Below are 19,576 nucleotides of genomic sequence, written 5' to 3' on the forward strand. Positions count from 1 at the left end.
GAAAGGCCCCCGCAGTCTGAAGAGCGCGGGGGCGTTTTCATTACCAGGAGTAATTGACGCCAACGTTAGCCTGCCATGGGCGCTCAATATCATTGCCCTTGGTATAGGTGAAGCTGGCGTAGCCGCCGACGTTTTGCATCAGCTTAACTTCAGCCCCGGTCCCAATCTGGAAGGCCGCGTTATCAATGCTGTTGTTGAAGGTATGGTTGTTGATTTTCATCTCATTGCTGTCAGCAAACTCGTTGATCGCCGCCAGGTGCAGATAGGGTTTAACGTAGCCCTGCTGAATTTCAAACGTGTAACCCACATCGGCACCGATTTCGCCCTGCAGTGACTTATAGTCGTCCCCTTTCACCACCATGCCGTTATTCATGGTGTAGTGCATGCCGTCAAAGGTACGTCCGGTTGCTTTGATGTACGGGTCAGCAAAGAAGCCTTCGTACTGCCAGGCATAACCGATCTTCATCCCCAGGCCGTAGCCGTTGGTGGAGAAGTCTGAACGGGAACGCTGGCCGTCAAGCATGTGGGCGTCGCCACTGTTGCTGAAGTGGGTGAACTGCGCCGCGGTATCAACAAAAACACCGTTCTCAAAACGACGTGACAGGTAGAACTGCGCACCGTAGCTGTCGAGATCGCCGCTGCTGTTCATCACCTTAACGTCTGAACGGGCAGATGAGAATGCCAGGCCGCCCAGCCAGCTGCCGCCGCCTTTGGCGTCAAACAGGTTATCGACACCGACCATCACACCGTTGGTCCGCACATCGTAAGCGGCACCGGCGTTGGTTTTATTATCAGACTTGCCGCCGAAATAGCTGACCCACACGCCACCTTCATCCCTGGCGTGGCGTGACGCGTTGAAATGCTGGTTCAGCGCATCGCTCTCCTGCTCGGCAACGTTAACCTGTGACGCCGCCATGCTCAGCGCTGTGGCCGCGCTGTTCGACAGCTCACCGGTTTTTTTAAAGTACACGTTACGTTCGCCGTGCACGGTGTCGTTGCTGACATCCGCTGCCGCATACTGCCAGGCACCCAGTTCGGTTCTGCCGGTGAAGTGGGCATCGCTGCCCTTCTCCAGGTAGTTGACGAAGCTGTGCGGGCTGGTTTCACCCGGGCTCGCCACCAGGCCATTCAGCGCATGTGGCTCAACGCCCGAGCTGGCAACGCGCAGCTGGTAGTTACCCTGCGCCGTACCGCGCACCTGCATCGAGCCCCAGACATAGTCACCGCCAAGGTTGATCAACGGATCGACCACCGCTTTACCGATATTGATGACAGAACCCTGATACTGGCCTTTGGCGTCTTTATCCTGGGTCAGGTTGCCGTGCACGGTCACACGCGCGCTGCTCAGATCCTGATAACGTCCGCGATCGCCCAGCGTGGCGGTGCGTTCATCCAGGTTGACCAGGTTCAGCGTCGAGCCGGACAGGTTCAGGTCGTGCACGTGGCTCTGCACCAGGCCGCCCTTGCCGGTTGCCGCCGCGTTCCATACCGCGCCATTTTTCACGCTGAGATCGGGATTCATCGAGATCACCGCGCTGCCATCCGGCTGAGCGACGCGGGTAATGCCGCTGACGCTGCCATTCAGCGTGCTGTGATCCAGTGCCACGCTCACTGGCGTCCAGGCATTTCCGCTATTGGTGATTAGCGTCTGGTTGATGCTGTTGATCGCGTTGTTATAGATACCGTTCGCGCTCGGAGAGCCGCTGACCTCCTGCGGAGTAAGGATTACCACCGCCTTCGGATCGGTCACATCGGTGAGTTGCACCGCGTAAGCGGTATCGCCGCCGGCATAGATATTGCCGTTCACCACGCTGTTATTGGTGATATTCAGCGCGGTACCGTTATGGGTGCGGTCCAGCGGCGACGCACCGGCCACAGAGGCTCCGGTAGCCGTATAGTCGCCCGTTTTGGCATCCTTTTGCACGGTCACGTTGATCACCGGCTGATAGCCGTCGTGTAACACCTGCACATCACCGTTCAGGGTCGAGCTGTTGACGTCTACCCGGTTAGCATGGCCGTTAATTTTCAGTGCATAGCCGGCATTATTCACGCCACCGGTCAGCACCGAGTTATTTTTAACCGAGGCAAAAAGTCCGGAACCGCTGATAAAGACCGCGGTGGAATTTTTGTCGGCATCGTATCGATAGCTGCCGTCGTTTTTATAGCCTGGCCCCCTGTCGTGGTTATCACTACGAACGGCAGCCAGGTTCTGTGCGATAACCTGGGTATTATCCAGTATAATATTGGGCGCTGTGGCGACCTGATGAGTCAGTACCTGTTTCCCGGCAATAACCTTGCCGGCGCTATCCACACCGTAGTCCACGCTGTTGCTAATAATGCTCAGCCCGGTGGCAAAAGGACGTTTCGAGTAGTCGTGCTCATCGCTAAATTTATGGCCGTTATTTTCCTTACCGGAGCCGGATGCTCCCAGCCGCTCCGCATCGCTATTCAGCGTATTATCGATCAGGCTATTTTTAATCGTCAGCACATCCCGCGCACGATCGTTAATCGTATTTTCCTGCAGATTACCCTCTACAGCCACGGCTCCAACAAGATGATTGATGCTTTTCACCTGCGAGTAAATTTTTGCATCCTGCAGACCAAACTGACCGCCACCCTGCGAAACAGGGTTGATAAAGACATCGGGATCCTGATCCAGCACCAGAGTTTTACTGACCGTCAGCGGGATTTTATGGCCGCTTTTATCTGTGACAAAATTACCTTTAGCATCTTTCTGATATTGAATGACGCCGCTGGCATCCCGCTGGTACAGAGTCACCGTTTGGGTCTTCTGGTAACGGGTATCTTTATTACCCATTTTCAGGCCGTTAACCATACCGACCGGTTGAGATGTTTTATCCGCACCAACCGCATGAACAAGCCGTTCACCGTGCAGGGCCCGTTGATAAGTTTCATTCAGAGGATAATTATCGTCTCCTTCAAGAGTCGGGTTGGCCGGGTCGAGGTAACCTGTGTAACCGCTGCTTTCCACCAGCGTTTTGAAACCGGCGGTATCGGTATTAATCGCCAACCAACCATCGCCCGCAGCTAAATTACCCTTCGGTGGCAGGTAACTCCCGCCAATCGCCACCATACCGCCACCGTTATACTCACCCTTCACGTTCTGACTCAGCTTAACCGTGTCCTGGGCCGCCGGTACGGCTTTTGCCAACGCCGCACCGCTAAAGCAAACCATTACCGATACGGTTAATGCATTCAATTTGAATTTTTTCTTGTTCATCACTGCCATTCCTTATTATCGAATAAAAACCAACAGCCCGCCTTCTCTGGCTGCCGTTTTCTATGAAAATATTCAGACGCGCTTACTACAGAAGTAAGGATTATTATTTCTGTCAATTAAAAAAACCTTAACGCCGAATTTACTCTTCTCAGGCTCCACCCCTTAAATTAAATAAAATTGAATGCAGTGAAGTTTGTTGATTGCAGGTATTCCCTGTAAAACAAAAAAAGATTATCGCCATGACAACCTAAATCAATCAGTAGGTTATTGCAGGGTGTGTCACAACAAATTTTACCCATTCCCACTTGCATTTCTATAAACTAAAAATGTCGCGAGATTTAAAATACATAATGGCGTTTTATTTAAAATAAAATATCGCATTAAAATATGGACTAAAATCCATTATTTTTTTCAGGTTGTCTTACGGTAATAACATTAGTGCAGCGTTTAACGGGTTGGCTTAATGCGCAGGCGGTGGGACGAAAACCGGGCAGGCTAACGGACAGGAGCACAGCAAGGGCAGCAGGTGAGTATCAGATAAACAGGTTTTTACGTACACAAGCAGTCAGGCCGACGGGGAGAGATAAAGAGGCAGGCAGAGTGGGCCAAAAGCACCGCGCGGTAAAGGCGCTCAGGCAGTGCCTTCAGGCAAAGAAAAAGGTACGGGGCGGGTGCCCCGTACCTTTTCAGTTTACAGCGCGAGCTCCGCGCGCAAGCTGGCCAGCAGCGGATCGCTCTCCGAAGGACGTGAGAACAGCCCCAGCAGCGCCTGGGTGGTGGCGGTGATCTTCTCCGCCTGAGCCGCCGTGTAGTGGTCACTGCGGTAAGTCATCATCAGACGCAGTGATTTTTCACCGGCCTCCCACTCTTCCATGATCTCAAACTGCAGGCCGAGGATCGATTCGCTCTTATCGCCGTCCACCTGGCGCCAGACAATCTGCCGGCCGTCCGGCAGCGTGAAGGCACCGTTCAACTTGATGCGCGAATGGATCTGGATAAACGCCTCAAACATATGCGCATCCTCGCGGGCGCCCTCACCCAGCAGCGCCTCTTCCACCATGTCGATCGGCACATCGGTGTGCGGCATTGAGTCGTTGATGGTGCTTTTCACCTGAGCTACCAGCGCGGCCAGCGTTGGCGCACGATCAAAGCGCAGTCGGTGCGCTACCACGGTGGTGAAGTAGCCCACCGTGTCAAAGTAGCGTGCGTCGTTACGTCCGGAAGCGGAGGTACCGATGACCATATCCGCCGGTCCGCCGAGGAAGTGCAGCGTGCTGGCGATACCGGCATAGACCACGTTAAACAGCGAGGCGCTGTGCCGCTTGCTCAGCGCATACAGGCCGGCGGTCACCTCCGACGGCAGGGTAAATTCCAGGTTGCTGCCAGAGAGATCGGTAGTGGTATCAATGATCTGGCTGTCCGCCGCCTGGCCGGAGAAGATCGGTTTACCCAGCGGCACGCCGCGCAGGGTGTCCAGCCAGTAGTTCAGATGCTGCTGGCCGAGGCCCGACTGATGCTGGCCGATGGCAAACTCATGGAACGGGATTGCCGCTTCCTGCCACTGCGGCAGACGGTCAGCGGCACGTGCCTGGTAGGCCTGCTGCAGATCGTCCATCATCAGGTTAAGTGACCATTCGTCCAGCACCATATGGTGGAACAGCAGCGACAGCAGCTGCTCGCCGCTGGCGGCGTCACGGGTAAAGCGCAGGCGCAGCGGCAGCTCGTGAGCCAGATCAAAGAGATGCGCAGCTTCCTGTTTCAGCAGCGCCGCGGCGGGTTTTTGTTCCGCGGCAGAAGGCCAGAACCAGCGATAGTTGCCCAGCTCAGCGGCCGGTACGATACGCTGGCGCACCCCCTCATCGGTGGTCATAAACAGCGTGCGCAGCCCGGCGTGACGCACCAGCACATCGTGCATCGCCTGATGCAGCAGCTCTTCATCGACCTCATCCACAAAACGCAGCACAAACGGCAGGTTGAAGATGTCGCCATAGCCCATCGCCGCGTAGATTTTCCACAGCGACTGCTGCGCCAGCGACAGCGGGGCAGACTTTTCATTAAAGGGCGTTACCGCCGTGGCCGCCGCAGCGGCGGCGGGCTGGTGCTGTTTCGCCTGGGCAGCCAGCGCCTGCGCGGTCGGGTAGCTGAACAGATCGTTAATGCTCACCTCAATCTGATGCAGGCTCAGCAGCCGGCCGATCACCCGGGTGGCAATCAGCGAGTGGCCGCCCTGGTCGAAGAAGTCATCTTCGGCGCGCATCTGCGGCATCGCCAGCGCGTCGCGGAATTCAGTGAGGATTGCCGTCACGATGGCGGCGTTATCAGCGGCTACCGGCGGGGCTTCCGCCGGAGAAGCGACGGCGGCCAGCGCCAGCGGCTGGCTGATGACGCCTGCAAGCGTCAGCGCAACGTGCTGACCGGAGGTCGCCAGGTCGCAACCCGCTGCCGCCGGACCGTTCAGCTGCGCGGGCTGCTGCTGATACGCCGCCGACAGCGCAGCGCTGAGCGCGTCCCACGACAGCTGCTCCGCCAGGATCTGGTGCGCAATCACGGCCAGAATCGCTTCGCCGGACGCCAGGCTGAACAGCATAAAGCGCACCGGCGAGGTATGGTGAAGATCGAACGCGCTGGCCTGCTGCAGCGTTACGGCGTCCAGCGCCTGCTGCACGCTGCTGGCCGGATGACGCGACACCGGCGGCAGCGCGGCGGCGTCGGTGGTTTTAATCAGGCCGCTGCGATCGTCAAAGCGGTAGCGCAGGCTGAAGCAGGGGTTGGCGGCAACCAGTGCCACCAGCCCGCGTTCCAGCTGGTTGAGATCCAGCGCAGCATCCAGCTGCCAGGCCAGCGCATGCTGCACCGGCGGGATCTGCTGCTGGTGGATAAACCACTCCTGCTGTTCAAAGTCACTTGGTTGGATGAGATCGCCGTTCACGTTGTTCTCCTGTTAGCGGCTGGTGCCAGCGGACTGGCCGGAAAAGAGGTCGGGGAGCGCAGGGCTCCCCGGGGGTCGGACGCGGTGTGTCAGAAGTTAAATTCGACGGTGGTACCGACTAAGCGATCGCGCAGCGTGATTGGCACGTTACGGTCGTTAGAGACGATGTTGGTAGAGTGATCGTTATCAAACAGGTTCTGCGCATACAGGGTGGCGCGACCATACTGGAAGGTCCATGCCAGCTGCGCATTTGAGGTCCAGAACGGCGATATGCGGCCGCGATTGTCGTTATCATAGGCGGAGTAGTAAGCGCCACTCCACTTAACGTTGCCGCTCAGTTCCCAGCCCGGGAACAGCATATACCTGGCACCCAGGTTAGCGGTGTAACCCGGGGCACGCGGCAGAGAGTTGCCCTCATTCAGGCTGCCGCTGAACTCTTTGATTTCCGTTTTCAGCAGGCCCACGCCGCCGTTCAGTTCGAAGTCAAAGGTCGGCTTCCATACCGCCCCCAGCTCAGCGCCATAGGTGACGACTTTATCCGCGTTACGGATCACCGTCGAGCCCGATGCCAGACTGTATGGCAACTGCATATCTTTGTAATCGTTATAGAAGATGTTACTGGTCAAATCGAGGTTTGCCGCGTCGATATGATGACGGGAGTACAGCTCGTAGTTCCAGACGTATTCCGCACCATAACTGTAAGTAACGATCGGCGCGGCGAAGGTCACGCCCGCGCCACCTGCGTTATAACCTCGCGCTACTTTTGCACCGTAGGTCTGGCCCTCGGTCGGGTGCCAGGCCAGGTCCAGCTTAGGCAGGAACACATCGTATGTTTCATCAAAATCAACGGCGGATGCACTGCCAATACCGTAACGGCGACGGTGCTCACGCTCAATACGGCTGGAGCCGGTCAGCTCCCACTGTGGATTGAAGGCATACGTCAGCTCGGCGAACGCCGCTTGAGTTTGCGTTTCATCCCGGAAGTTGGCCCCACCGGCGAAGAACGAGGCGAGGTTCACAAACTCGTCCTGGCTGGCGCGGAAAAAGTTCAGCCCTGCCAGACCACGCCAGGTATTGTCATCTGTAGCAAAGTTCACCAGCGGCGAGGTCTGGAACTCGTGACCATCCACTTTGGCACTGACGCCACCCAGCGAATCGGCGATATGGTGACGATGCTGGTTGAAGTCGGTATAAATCATTTTGTTTGAGAGTTTCAGCTGCTCGGATTGCTCCCAGCTGATATCCCAGATGGTGCTGTTGTACTGGCTCTGGAACACCGCGCGGCGACGATCGTATCGGGCCACGTTCGGATTCGTTTCCGGACTCAGCGCTTCATTCTGTGGTGCCACGCTGTCGAAATGGTTAAACGTCAGCATGGTGCTGAGTTCACGCAGGGAAGACGGGTTATACAGCAGCTTCATACGCGCGGTGTTGGTTTCGATCTCTTTAACCTTGTGCGGATACGGCTCATAGTCAACCAGATCAACAAAGCTCAGACGACGCTGACGATCGGCGCTGACGCGGAAGGCCAGCTCATCCTCGACCAGCGGGCCGGAGACCATCGCCGCCATCTGTGAGCTGTGCTGGTTGCCCCAGCCGCCTTTTACCGCGCTCTCCCACTCAAAGGTCGGGTTACGGGTGGTCATGACCACCGCACCTGCGATGGCATTACGCCCCTGCACGTAGCTCTGCGGGCCAAGGAAGACTTCGGCACGATCCATATCCCACAGCGACTGGCTGCTGTAGGCCATTTCGTTGTAGCCAAGAGAACGGCCATCGACGGACATATTGATACGCGGACGGTTACCGGTGACAAACGCACCTGCACCCGTCGCCGGGCCGGAGCCGTCCAGGCCGCGCACGGTCGGCAGATCGTTACCCGGACCCACGTCGGTAATATTGGGGATCTGCTGCATGATGTCGCGGATTTCTACCGCGTGCGGCAGTGCGTCGATGGCGTTTTTATCAAAGACCTTCACGCTGGAGCCGGTGTCGTAAATTGAGCGGTTGGATTTCTCACCGGTGACGATCAGCGTGCCGTCCACCGGGGCTTTTTTATCCTGCTCTGCGGCGTCCGCCTGCTTAGCGTTGGTCGCGGCGGCGGTTTCCGCTGCTGCGGCACTGCCTGCGCCAAAAATGCACAGACTAATCAGCATTGATGAAACTGTTCTTTTGACCACCAGGCCTGCTGCCGGGTGTCCTTGAGCCTTTAAGCGCTCAGCCATGTGTCCTTCTCCTGTCCCAGATGCGCACTGCTTTTTGTTGTTTTGAAAGGTTAAAACGACAATATCATTCACATTACTAATGGCTTTACCGGCCATCATGGCCTGATTTACTGCATATCCCTGCTAATCCGCCAGAGCGTTACCGCCAGCTGATACCAAAACCATTGCGCACTGTGTGGCTTAGCGCATCGTCATGCCGCTTTTTCGGGGTAAGCGGCAGGGAAGATGGTCTGGCAACAGAACGTAAAAATTCGTTAAGGAGGATAATGATTTGCACATGCTAATGCAAATCATTATCAGAGAGATTTCGGGGAAATTTTGAACTTCGCATGAAATGCCCGTTCTAACGGGCACTTATGTGAGTCAGATTTGTCGCGTGCGGGTCAGCAGCCACAGCAGATACAGGCCGCCGATGATGCCGGTCATGCGGCCAACCGGCACGGTCAGCCCGGCGGGCAGCAGCTGGATCAGCAGGTCGGCCAGCATCAGCAGGCAGGCCCCCATCAGCGCCGCGCCCATTACCGGGATGCCCTGGCTGCGGGTCAGGCGTACCACCAGCTGCGGTGCCGCCAGCGCCACAAAGGCGATCGGCCCGGTGGCGCTGGTGGCCACCGCGGCCAGTAGCACCCCGGCAAACAGCATCAGCGCGCGCATCCGCTCGACCGGAATACCCAGCTGGCTGGAGAGGTCGTCGCCCATCTCCATCATTTTCAGCCGCCGGGCGCCGATCAGTATCAGCGGCAGCAGCAGCACGAAGCCGGCCATCACCGGCAGCGCGTGATCCCAGCTGCGCGCGGCGGTGGTGCCCGCCAGCCACAGGTTGGCCGACACCGAGTTATCGAGATCGCCCTTGACCAGCAGCAGGCCGTTAAGGGCATGCAGGATCGCCCCGACGCCGATGCCGGTGAGGATCAGCTGATAGCCGCGCAGCGTGCCGTTCTGCCGCGCCAGCAGCCAGACCACCAGCGCGGTGAACAGCCCGCCGCACAGCGCCCACAGCACCACCTGCAGGGTGCCGCCGTCAAACAGCACGATCTGCAGCAGCGCGCCGCTGGCCGCGCCGGTGGTAAAGCCGATGATATCCGGCGAACCGAGCACGTTGCGCGAAATCGACTGAAACAGCGCGCCGGAAACCCCCAGCGCCGCGCCGACAAACAGCGCCACCAGCACCCGCGGCAGGCGGATATTGCGCACGATATGGTCGCGCATGCCGCCGTCGCCGTGGCCGCTTAACGCCGAAAACAGCTGGCCCGCGCTAATCGGCAGCCGCCCGACGGTCATTGCATAGCAGCCCATCACCAGCGCCAGCAGCAGCAGCGCGGCGCACACCGTCACGTTGCGCGCCGAATAGCGCAGTGACACTCCCCGCCAGCGCAGCACGCTGCCGGAAACCGTCCATTCCTGTTTCATGGCTGAACCCTCTTCCAGCGCCGTACCAGGCCGATAAACACCGGCCCGCCGAGCAGCGCCACCATAATGCCAACGCTGATCTCGCCGGGGTAACCGACCAGCCGCCCCAGCGTATCCGCCGCGACGATCAGCAGCGCCGACAGCAGCATCGCGTACGGCAGCAGCCAGCGGTGGTCGTTACCGGCGAAAGCGCGGGCGAAGTGCGGTGCGGTCAGGCCGATAAAGCCGATCGGTCCGGCCGCCGCGGTGGCCGCGCCGGACAGCAGCACGATCGCCAGCGCGGCCAGCAGCCAGACGCGCAGCGGATTGACCCCCAGCGATTTGCCGAGATCCACCCCCAGCGCCAGCGTGTCCAGCGCCGGGGCCAGCAGCAGCGCCAGCCCGATGCCCAGCGCCACCAGCAGCGTGGTCGGCAGCAGCACGTCGTAGCCGCGCCCCTGCAGCGAGCCCACCGCCCAGTGGCGGAAGCGATCGAAGATCGCCTCATCGCTGTTGACGGTAATCAGCGAGGTCAGCGCCAGCAGCACGATCGACAGCGCCGCCCCGGCCAGCACCATGCGTACCGGGTTATTGCCGCGCAGGCCGCCCAGCGCGCACACCGCAGCACCGGTCAGCGCCGCGCCGCCCAGCGCAAACCAGATGTACTGGTTGATATCCACCAGCCCGAGAAAGGCGATCGCCATCACGCAGGCCAGCGTCGCCCCGGCGTTGACCCCGAGAATGCCCGGATCGGCCAGCGGGTTGCGGGTCAGCGCCTGCATCACCGTTCCTGCCGCGCCGAGCGCGATGCCAACCACCAGCCCCAGCAGCGCGCGCGGCAGGCGCAGGTAGTGCACCAGCAGATGCTCGCTGTTACGGCCGTCAACCTGCCACAGCGCCTGCCAGGTGACCGATGGTGCGATCGGCCGCGAGCCGATAAAGACGCTGCCCAGCGCCAGCAGCAGCAGCAGGATCAGGCCGCAGAGAAATCCCGCGCGGCGCAGCCGGGCGGGCAGGATCGGGGTCATTGCGCGCCGTTTTCCGCAGGCTTAGCGAAGTTTTTCACCACGTCGCGCACGATCTCGTTCGCGCTGTAATAATCCACGCGGAACGAGTTAATCCCGAGGCTATAGACCCGCCTGCTCTTCACCGACGGCAGATTGGCCAGCATCGGATCGTGCAGGAAAGCGTCCACCCGCTCCTGCGGCGCGCGCAGCAGGAAGCTGGTTTCGGCGGTGAGCTGGGTCAGGTTCTCGTAGGTGGCCCAGACAAAATCATTCTGCGCTTTGATGGTGGTCTGCCAGGCCGGGTTCGGGTCTTCCATGGTGAAACCGAGGGACGCCAGCAGGCGGCTGTGCACGCCGCGCGCGGTGGCGATCGGGTTAGGGATACCGGCACCGTTGAAGCTGATGATATTGGCTTTGCCCGGCGGCACGCTGATTTTCGCGCGCGCCTGCTGCACGGTCTGGTCAAATTCGGCAATTCGCGCTGCCGCGTTCTGCTCGTGGCCGGTGGCGACGCCCAGCTTCTCTGCCAGCGCCTGCCAGGTCTGGCCGCCGTAGTCGACGACGATGGTCGGGGCGATTTTACGGAACTCCGCCAGCTGCGCTTTCGCCGAGTCGGCCCCGCCGGTGGAGACCACGATCAGGTCCGGTGCCACCGCATAGGCCTGCTCCAGATCGACGCTGCCGGCCGGCCACAGTTTCTCCAGCTTTTTGGCCTTCGCCACGCTGTCCCACTGCGCATACCAGTCGTTGTTCGAGCCGGTGGCGCTGCCCGCCAGCGGCGCGTCAATCGCCAGCAGCGTGCCGGTGACGGTCACCGAAGTGGAGAGTACCCGCTTTGGCTGCGCCGGAATGCTGGTGGTGGTGCCGTCGGCATTTTTAAACTCACGTGGCCAGCCTTCTGCCGCCTGCCCCTGGAACGCCAGCAGCAGCAGCGCCAGCGGCATAATAAACCGCGATAACAGATTAGTCTTACTCATATTTCCCTTCGCTCTTCAGGGTTAATCCATGCAGCGCCGCAGCCCTGCTCCATTGCGAAATCCTCAAACGACGGGCAGTATATTCCCCGAGCAACGCGACAACAACAGCAGTATTTGCAAGGATATAAGGAGAGTGCAATGGGTCACAACAGGCAGTTATGCGTAGGATTATCACTGGCCGTCACCTGGCTGACGGGCAACGGCTGGCGCCGTAACGACAGTAACGTGGAAGGAATTTACTCAAGCGAATTTTATCTTGATCTCGCGCGTCGCGCCGAAGCGGCGAAAATGGATTTCCTGTTCCGCCCGGACGCCATGTGGCTGTCCCGCCAGGGCGCAGTGGAGTCGCCGCACTTCAGCAGCGTCGATCCGACCCTGCTGATGGCCTCGATCGCCAGCCAGACAAGCCATATCGGCCTGGTCTCTACCGCCTCCACCACCTTCATGACGCCGTTCCTGGTGGCGCGCCAGTTCCAGTCGCTGAACCAGCTGAGCCGCGGCCGCGCGGGCTGGAACGTGGTCACCTCGCTGGCCGGGAATCTCAACTTTGGCCTCAGCGAGATGCCGCCGTCCGAACAGCGCTATGCGCAGGCACGCGAATTTGTTGAGGTGGTGCGCAAGCTGTGGGCCAGCTACCCGAGCGACGCGGTACGCATCGATCGCGAGGCGGCGATTTACGCCGACTTCGACAGGCTGCAGCCGATCGACCACGCTGGCGAGTACTTCAGCGTCGAGGGCCCGCTAAACGTGCCGGCGTGGAACGGCCCGCGCATTCCGCTGTTCCAGGCCGGTGCCTCCGATACCGGGCGTGACTTCGCCGCCAGCACCGCCGATGCGATCTTTGCCGCCACCCCGGACCTGGCCGCCGGCGTGGAGCTGCGTAACGATCTGCGCCGCCGTGCGGTGGCCCACGGCCGCCAGGCCGACGATATCCGCCTGATCCCCGGCGTCAGCCTGTACCTGGCCAACACCCGCGAAGAGGCGCGCGAACTCTACCGCGCCACCCACGCCGGGCTGAACCCGGAGCGCACTTACGCCCGCGCCAGCGAGCTGCTGGGGATTAACCTGCGCGAGCTGTCGCCGGACCAGCGTATCACCCCGGAGATGCTGCCGCCGCCGGGCAAGGTCTTCAGCCAGACCCACGCCATCCTGCTGCGTCGCCTGATCGAACGCGATCAGCCGCTGCTCAGCGATCTGATGACCCGCCCGGAAGTGGTCGGCTCCGCCTACTGGCAGGTGATCGGCACGGTGGAGGACGCGGTAAGCGAGATCCGCCGGCACCACGAGGCCGGCGCGCTGGACGGCTTTATCGCCTGCCCTGGCGGTTCACCGGGCAGTATGGATCTGACGCTGGCGGAGCTGATGCCGCGCCTGAGCGAAGAGGGGCTGCTGCGCAGCGAATACACCAGCAGCACGCTGGGCGGCCATCTCGGTATCGAATAAGTTCAGGTGGTTTAAGGGGATTCTTATTTGGCATGAATGTAATAAGAATCATTTTCATTTAGTTTCGTATTAGCATATATTCGGGCAGTCTTCGTCACTTAATCATGAGGGAATCTGATGAAAGCGCTGACTGCCATGCAAGCCGCCTCCTGGGTTGGCCGGCAATCTGAACCGCATCTCGGGGGCGTTGCCGCCCATCTTTACGCCGAATTCGACGGCCACGCGCTGGACGCCGGCCGGCTGCGGCAGGCGGTGGAGGCGCTGTATCAGGTTCACCCGATGCTGCGCCTGCGCATTAACGCCGACGGCCAGCAGCATACCGACGGCCCGCTGCCCGCCACCCTGCTGCGGGTGGACGACCTGCGCGCCGCTACCCCCACAGAATGTGAAGCCTTTCTTGCCGAACGCCGCCTGCACGGCAACACGCGCCTGCCCGATCTGACCGCGGGCGAGGCCTGTGAGATCGGCCTGACGCAGTTATCCGACGATCGCAGCCGTTTACACGTCGGCCTTGATATGATCGCCGGCGATGCCGAAAGTTTCCGCCTGCTGGTGGAGGATCTGGCGCGCTTTTATCATCATCCCCGGCTGGCGATCGCCGCCACGGAGAACCGCTTTTTCCACTGGCTGGAACAGCACCAGCAGGCGACAAACCTGCAGCAGCGCGACCGCGATCGCGACTGGTGGCGGGCACGTCTGCCATCGATTCCCCCGGCGCCGCCGGTGCCGATTCAGGACGCCCGCTGCCATATCGACCGGCTGGCGGTCAGGCTCGACGCACAGCAGAAGCAGGCGTTAACCGCGCTGGCGCGGCAACAGCATCTGACCCTCAGCGCGCTGTTCCTCGCGCTGTTTGCCGCCACGCTGGCCGAAGGCTGGGCGCTGCCGCGCTTCCGCCTCAACGTGCCGTTGTTCCATCGTGACGACTACGGCAGCAAAAATGACGACATCATCGGCGATTTCACCAATCTGCTGATCTTCAATGCCGAGCCCGATCCGGCAGCCAGCGTGGTGCAGTACGGCCAGCAGGTGATGGCGCAGCTGGGCGAGCTGATTAGCCACGCCGCCTGGCCGGGGGTGAACGTGATGCGCGATCTGTCGCGCCATCACGGCAGCCTGCAGTTCTCGCCGGTGGTGTTTACCGCCGGTTTTGGCATCGACGGTGACGAACTCTGGTCTGAGCAGGTGCAGCGCACCTTCGGCAGCATGAACTGGGTGATCTCCCAGGGGCCGCAGGTGGCGCTGGACGCCCAGGTGGCGGCCTGCGACGGCGGCATTCTGATCAACTGGGACCTGCGCCGGGATGCGTTCCCTGCAGGCAGTATCGACGGCCTGTTCGATCGCTACCACCAGCTGCTCAGCCAGCTGGCGGCCGAACCTGAACGCGCTACGCAGCCGCTGGCCGCGCTGCTGCCGGGGCTGGGTGACGATCGGGCCGCAGATGCAAACGGTGCTGCGGCGGCGGGCCGGGCGGCCTTATCCTCAGCCAGTCACGCCGGCGGTAACGCGGCACAGGGTTCAGACGGACACCCCGGCGGCAACGGTGCGCACGGCTCAGCCGGTGGAGCGGCCAGCAGCGGCAATACGGCCGGACTGGCACAGCCCGGTGCGGCGCGGGCGATGGCGACACCCTCCGGCGTGAGCGGCCGGCCAGCGGCAGCCGACGGCAGCACGCCGCTGACCCCGCTGCAGCAGGCCTACCTGATGGGCCGCAGCGAGCTGTGGTCGCTGGGCGGCGTGGCGATGCACGAATTCCGCGAATACCGCGGCCACGCCGATCCGGCGGCGTTACGCGCCCGGCTGGAGCAGCTGGTGGCGCACTACGCCGCGCTGCGCACCTGCATTGACAGCGACCGCCTGACCCAGCGCGTGCTGCCTGCGGCAGAGGCGCGGCTGCAGGTGGTGGATCTGCGCCATCTTGAGCGTGCGGCGGCCCTGGCGCAGGTCGATACCCTCCGTGAACAGCACTCGCACAACCGTCACGATCCGGCGCAGCCGCCGTACGGCATCGTGCTGGTGCAGCTGGCGGACGGGCCGTTTGATACGGTGATTTTCACCAGCTTTGACGCGCTGATCCTCGACGGCGAGGGCATTTCAGCCATCATCACCCGGCTGTTTGACGACGCGCCGCTGGCTGCTGCTGCCACACCGGCAACCGTCGCAGCGCCGCCGGTGGACGCGGCAAAACGGCTGGCGGATCAGCACTACTGGCAGCAGAAGCTGCAGGACGTCAGCTCGCCGTCGCGGCTGCCGTGGAGCGCGCCGCTGGAGTCGATCCGCCGCTCGCGCTACCGCCGCCAGACCCTGACCGTCTCACGCGAGCAGCTGAAGGCGCTGTCGAAAGTCGGCTCGGCGCAGAAGCTGTTCCGCAACACCACCCTGTCGGCGATTATCCTCGATACGCTGGCGCTGTGGACGCCGGACGGCGAGATCTGCGTCGGCGTGCCGGTGGCCTTCCCGGCGGCGGGCGGCAACCTGACCAACGCCTCGACCTTTATCGTCGCCCCGTGGCGGCGCGATGCCGCTGCCCCGCTGCTGGCACAGGCGGCGGCGTTCCAGCAGGATCTGCTGACCTCACTGGATCATCTGGCGTTCTCCGGCGTCGATCTCTCCAGGCTGCTGCTGAATAAAGAGAGCAGCGCGCCGGGGCTGCCGGTTATCCTGACCAACTGCCTGTCGTGGACCAACCTGCCCGCCGATGCGCCGGTGCGTTTCCACGACGGCCTGACGCAGACGCCGCAGGTGGCGATGGATATCCGCCTGAATCTCGATCAGCACAAAAACCTGCTGCTGAATATCGACTACGCCGAGCAGGCGCTGGATGACGCGATGATTACCGCGCTGCTCGCCGCCATTGGCGAACGCGTGCAGCGGCTGTGCAGCGGCCAGCCCGCCGATCGCGCCGCCGAATTCCTGCCGTGCGATCACTACCGCCATAACGGCGATGAGCAGCAGGTGGCGGCGTATCCGTTCCTCGCGGTGCTGGCCGGTAACCTGTTCGGCGGCCAGCTGAATAACACCGCGCTGATCTGCGGCGAACGCCGCTACAGCTACCTGCAGCTGGGGGAGGCGGTGCATACCGCCATCAGCCAGCTGCAGCAGCGCGACGTGCAGCCCGGCGAAGTGATTGCCCTCCACCTGCCGCGCGGCCCGGAGATGATCATCAGCCAGCTGGCCTGCGCACTGCTGGGGGCGGTCTGGCTGCCGATCGACATCAACTCGCCGCCGGAGCGCCGCCACTATCTGCTGGAGAACAGCCAGCCGCGCTGGGTGGTCAGCCAGGATATCAGCGGGCTGGCCAACGGCATCACCCCGCAGCAGCTGCTGACGCCGGTGGCGGAGCACGGCCACTGTCCGGGGGCCGCAGAGCTGATCGCCCGCAGCCGCAGCAGCGAACCGGCCTACTTCCTCTACACCTCCGGCACCACCGGCAGGCCGAAGTGCGTGGTGCTGAACAACCGCGCCACCGCCAACGTGCTGGCGCACACGATCCAACGCTGGCAGGTGACGGCGGAGGACGTGCTGATCTCGGTAACGCCGCCGCACCACGATATGTCGCTGTTCGACCTGTTCGGCGCGCTGTGCAGCGGTGCGACGCTGGTGCTGCCGGCGGCGGACCAGGAGAAGGACGCCATTGCCTGGAACCGGCTGGTGGAGCAGCACCGCGTCAGCCTGTGGTGCTCGGTGCCGGCGATTCTGGAGATGCTGCTGGCCTGTAAAGCGGAAGGCGGCCTTAAGTCGCTGCGGCTGATTGCCCAGGGCGGCGACTATATTAAACCGGCCACGGTGGCCACCCTGCGCACCCTGCCCGGCCAGCCGCGCCTGTTCTCGCTCGGCGGGCCGACGGAGACCACCATCTGGAGCATCTGGCATGAGATTGAAGCCGGTGATACCGGCCAGGTGCCGTACGGCCAGCCGCTGCCGGGGGTGCAGTACTTTATCTGCAACGAGCAGGGCGAGCACTGCCCGCCGGGCGTCACCGGACGCATCCATACCGCCGGGGCCGGGCTGGCGCTGGGCTATCTGGAGGCAGGGCAGCTGATGCAGCACGACTTTGTCGAGGTGACGACGCCGCAGGGTGAATCGGTGCGGGCGTTTAAAACCGGGGATGAAGGGTACTACCGTACGGACGGCACCATTATGTTTGCCAGCCGCATCAACGGTTACGTGAAGATCCGCGGCATCCGCGTGTCGCTGCCGGAGGTGGAAGAGGCGCTGAAGCAGCACCCGGCGATCCGCGATCTGGTGGTGGTCGACTTTATGGCTGAAGCGCGCAGCGAAGCCAGCCTCGGCCTGATGTACCTGACGCGGGACGACCGGCCGCTGACGCAGAGCGCCCTGCGGGACTTTGCCGCGCGCTTCCTGCCGGCCAGCCATATCCCGACCCGGCTGATCCACGCCACCGCGCTGCCGCTCTCCAGCAACGGCAAAACCGATCGCCATCAGATCCGCCAGCAGTGCATCGCCGCCGCCCCGGCCGCCACCGGTGAAACGCCGCTGCAGAAGGTGCTGAGCATCTGTCAGCAGCATGCTGGCGCCAGCGCCGCATGGGATGAGAACAGCGTGTTTATCAGCATGGGGATGAAGCTGCCGCAGATGCAGGCGATCGCCGCCGATATCAATCAGGCGTTCGGCCGCCAGCTGGCGACCCTGGCACTGATTAAGTGCCGGACGCCGAAGGAGGTGGTGGCGCTGGTGACGGAGTAACGGGGTACACAGCAGACGCTTAAGCGCGTCTGCTGCCTGCACCGTGGCACGGTTTAAACAGGCCGGATAACCCTTTCCGGCCTGATGCCCATTATTTTTACAACAGCTCTGCCAGCCGCCGCTGCAGTGCCCCTTCCTCCAGCGCCCGCCCGATAAACGCCAGCAGCTCCGCCCCCTGATCCGCCAGCTCAGCCGCGTTAAACAGCGCCGGTGACGCGTCCAGATCCAGTTCCAGCCCGCTGCCGTCGGTGCGCGCGCGCCAGCTGAGGTTGCAGCCGTCGACGTTGCCGCTGGCCATTACCGAACGCACGGTGTCGCAGCCGAAGAAGGTCGGCGGGTCAAACGGCATCACGTTAATCAGCGGCGCATAAAGGAAGCGCGATCCCTGGGCCAGGCCGCAGTCGGCGGCCAGCCTCTCAATGCGGTAGCGCCCGCAGGCGCGCAGGCGCTGCAGATCGCCCGCCACCTCTGCCAGCCAGTCGGCCAGCGTCTGCTCAGGATGCAGCTGTAACCGCAGCGGCAGGGTATTCACCGCCAGCGCCGGTACGTAGCCCGCCACCCGCCCGCGGCGGTTCATCAGCGGCACCCAGGCGGTAAACGGCGCGTAGGGCTCATCGCGCCGCGCCGGCAGCGCCTGGCTCAGCCAGGCGGCGCTCAGCGCCAGCAGCAGATCCGGCCAGCCGGTATCGCAGCGCAGGGCCAGCTGCTGCAGCCCGGCGCTCAGCTGCGCGGACGGCTGGCCTGCGGCGTGCAGCGGCGCAATGCAGTAGTCGTCGCGATCGGTACTGAGCACCGGCAGCGCGACACCCGCCACCCGCTCCTGCCAGTAGCGGCGATCCTTCACGCAGCGCGGGCTGGCGTCGTAGGTCAGCTCCTCGTCAAGAAACGCGGGAAAGGCGTTCAGACGCTCGCCCGCCGCGCCCTCGCCCAGCGCGTGGCGGTAGAGCGTGGCGCAGCGGTGTTCAATCAGCGACATGGCGAAGCCGTCGATAATGATGTGATGGGCGCGGATGTACCAGATAACGCGTTCAGGGGCGAGCCGGATCAGCCAGCTGGCGGCCAGCGGATCGTGCAGCAGGTCTAACGGCTTATCGATATCCTGCTGCATCAGATGACGGGCGGCGTGCCCGGGATGCTCGCAGTGCTGCAGATCGAGGATCTGCAGCGCCGGGCGACGTTGCGGGTTGACCCGCTGCTGCGGCAGGCTGGCCCCTTTGGGTAGCCGCAGCTCCAGCGCGAACACGTCGGTCTCCTGCAGGGTGGTGGCGATCGCCTGCTGCAGCGCCTGCACCTGTACGCCGTCGCCAAACTCCACGAAGTGGGCCACGGTGGAAAGCGCCCGATCGCGGTGGCAGAGAAACTCCTGCCAGAAGTCGGCCTGAGCGAGGCTCAGCGGCAGCCAGTCACTGGCTGAATCGTGTTGCGGCATAATCCCTACCTCCGTTAAGCCCCCACCCCGCCGGGTGAAGGGTAAGCGCTTCTGCTGTATTTTACTGCAAATGATAATAACACTTATTATCATCATTGCCCGCGTTGATCGACCCTCCGGCGGTTTTTCTGCCCGCCAGCGTCCGGCAGCCGGCGGGATCGCAAACGTCATCCGCCGTTAATAAAAGCGTCATCCGCGCCCGGCAGGATAGGCGCAACTTTTATTCAGC

The 19,576-nt window shown here is 62.1% G+C and carries 9 protein-coding genes; 2 read left to right on the forward strand and 7 right to left on the reverse strand.

Annotated elements, in window-relative coordinates; translation table 11 throughout:
* Nucleotides 1–40 precede the first annotated feature (40 nt).
* The 6 genes from NV64_RS05645 to fepB all read right to left on the reverse strand — a co-directional run bounded on the left by NV64_RS05645 (nucleotide 41) and on the right by fepB (nucleotide 11,768).
* The gene (locus NV64_RS05645) at nucleotides 41–3,241 is read right to left on the reverse strand and encodes an autotransporter outer membrane beta-barrel domain-containing protein (RefSeq protein WP_158239877.1); all 3,201 of its coding nucleotides are present in this window, start codon (nucleotides 3,239–3,241) and stop codon (nucleotides 41–43) included.
* A gap of 691 nt (nucleotides 3,242–3,932) precedes the next feature.
* Nucleotides 3,933–6,170 carry a condensation domain-containing protein gene (locus tag NV64_RS05650; protein ID WP_101505504.1) on the reverse strand — a complete coding sequence of 746 codons (2,238 nt, stop codon included), beginning with the start codon at nucleotides 6,168–6,170 and terminating at the stop codon, nucleotides 3,933–3,935.
* 89 nt (nucleotides 6,171–6,259) lie between these two features.
* Nucleotides 6,260–8,395, reverse strand: coding sequence for a TonB-dependent receptor (locus tag NV64_RS05655; RefSeq protein WP_101505505.1), 2,136 nt, complete (start codon nucleotides 8,393–8,395; stop codon nucleotides 6,260–6,262).
* A 363-nt stretch (nucleotides 8,396–8,758) separates the two neighbouring features.
* Complete coding sequence (locus NV64_RS05660) at nucleotides 8,759–9,805, reverse strand: iron chelate uptake ABC transporter family permease subunit (RefSeq protein ID WP_056240812.1); 1,047 nt, start codon at nucleotides 9,803–9,805, stop codon at nucleotides 8,759–8,761.
* Nucleotides 9,802–10,812, reverse strand: a complete 1,011-nt coding sequence (locus NV64_RS05665; protein WP_056240815.1) for an iron ABC transporter permease — start codon at nucleotides 10,810–10,812, stop codon at nucleotides 9,802–9,804. Before NV64_RS05665 ends, NV64_RS05660 begins: the two co-directional genes overlap by 4 nt.
* Nucleotides 10,809–11,768, reverse strand: coding sequence for a Fe2+-enterobactin ABC transporter substrate-binding protein (gene fepB / locus NV64_RS05670; protein ID WP_199177626.1), 960 nt, complete (start codon nucleotides 11,766–11,768; stop codon nucleotides 10,809–10,811). Before fepB ends, NV64_RS05665 begins: the two co-directional genes overlap by 4 nt.
* Nucleotides 11,769–11,906: 138 nt before the next feature.
* Here fepB and NV64_RS05675 point away from each other — a divergent pair, with 138 nt between their 5' ends.
* Both NV64_RS05675 and NV64_RS05680 read left to right on the forward strand, forming a co-directional pair.
* A complete protein-coding gene (locus tag NV64_RS05675; protein WP_056240817.1) occupies nucleotides 11,907–13,211 on the forward strand; it encodes an NtaA/DmoA family FMN-dependent monooxygenase in 1,305 nt (434 codons plus the stop codon).
* 117 nt (nucleotides 13,212–13,328) lie between these two features.
* The gene (locus NV64_RS05680; RefSeq protein ID WP_101505506.1) at nucleotides 13,329–17,918 is read left to right on the forward strand and encodes an amino acid adenylation domain-containing protein; all 4,590 of its coding nucleotides are present in this window, start codon (nucleotides 13,329–13,331) and stop codon (nucleotides 17,916–17,918) included.
* A gap of 97 nt (nucleotides 17,919–18,015) precedes the next feature.
* On the opposite strand, the gene NV64_RS05685 is transcribed toward NV64_RS05680, so the two are convergent.
* On the reverse strand, nucleotides 18,016–19,347 hold the full coding sequence (locus tag NV64_RS05685; protein ID WP_158239878.1) for a condensation domain-containing protein: 1,332 nt from the start codon (nucleotides 19,345–19,347) through the stop codon (nucleotides 18,016–18,018).
* Nucleotides 19,348–19,576 lie beyond the last annotated feature (229 nt).

The sequence above is a fragment of the Erwinia sp. B116 genome (assembly GCF_002865965.1).
In the GTDB taxonomy this organism is placed as follows: domain Bacteria; phylum Pseudomonadota; class Gammaproteobacteria; order Enterobacterales; family Enterobacteriaceae; genus Erwinia.

Excerpts from the sequence above, each read along its gene's own strand:
- NV64_RS05645 (WP_158239877.1), bottom strand. The coding sequence starts at position 3,241 with ATGAACAAGAAAAAATTCAAATTGAATGCATTAACCGTATCGGTAATG.
- NV64_RS05655 (WP_101505505.1), bottom strand. The coding sequence starts at position 8,395 with ATGGCTGAGCGCTTAAAGGCTCAAGGACACCCGGCAGCAGGCCTGGTG.
- NV64_RS05660 (WP_056240812.1), bottom strand. The coding sequence starts at position 9,805 with ATGAAACAGGAATGGACGGTTTCCGGCAGCGTGCTGCGCTGGCGGGGA.
- NV64_RS05665 (WP_056240815.1), bottom strand. The coding sequence starts at position 10,812 with ATGACCCCGATCCTGCCCGCCCGGCTGCGCCGCGCGGGATTTCTCTGC.
- fepB (WP_199177626.1), bottom strand. The coding sequence starts at position 11,768 with ATGAGTAAGACTAATCTGTTATCGCGGTTTATTATGCCGCTGGCGCTG.
- NV64_RS05675 (WP_056240817.1), top strand. The coding sequence starts at position 11,907 with ATGGGTCACAACAGGCAGTTATGCGTAGGATTATCACTGGCCGTCACC.
- NV64_RS05680 (WP_101505506.1), top strand. The coding sequence starts at position 13,329 with ATGAAAGCGCTGACTGCCATGCAAGCCGCCTCCTGGGTTGGCCGGCAA.
- NV64_RS05685 (WP_158239878.1), bottom strand. The coding sequence starts at position 19,347 with ATGCCGCAACACGATTCAGCCAGTGACTGGCTGCCGCTGAGCCTCGCT.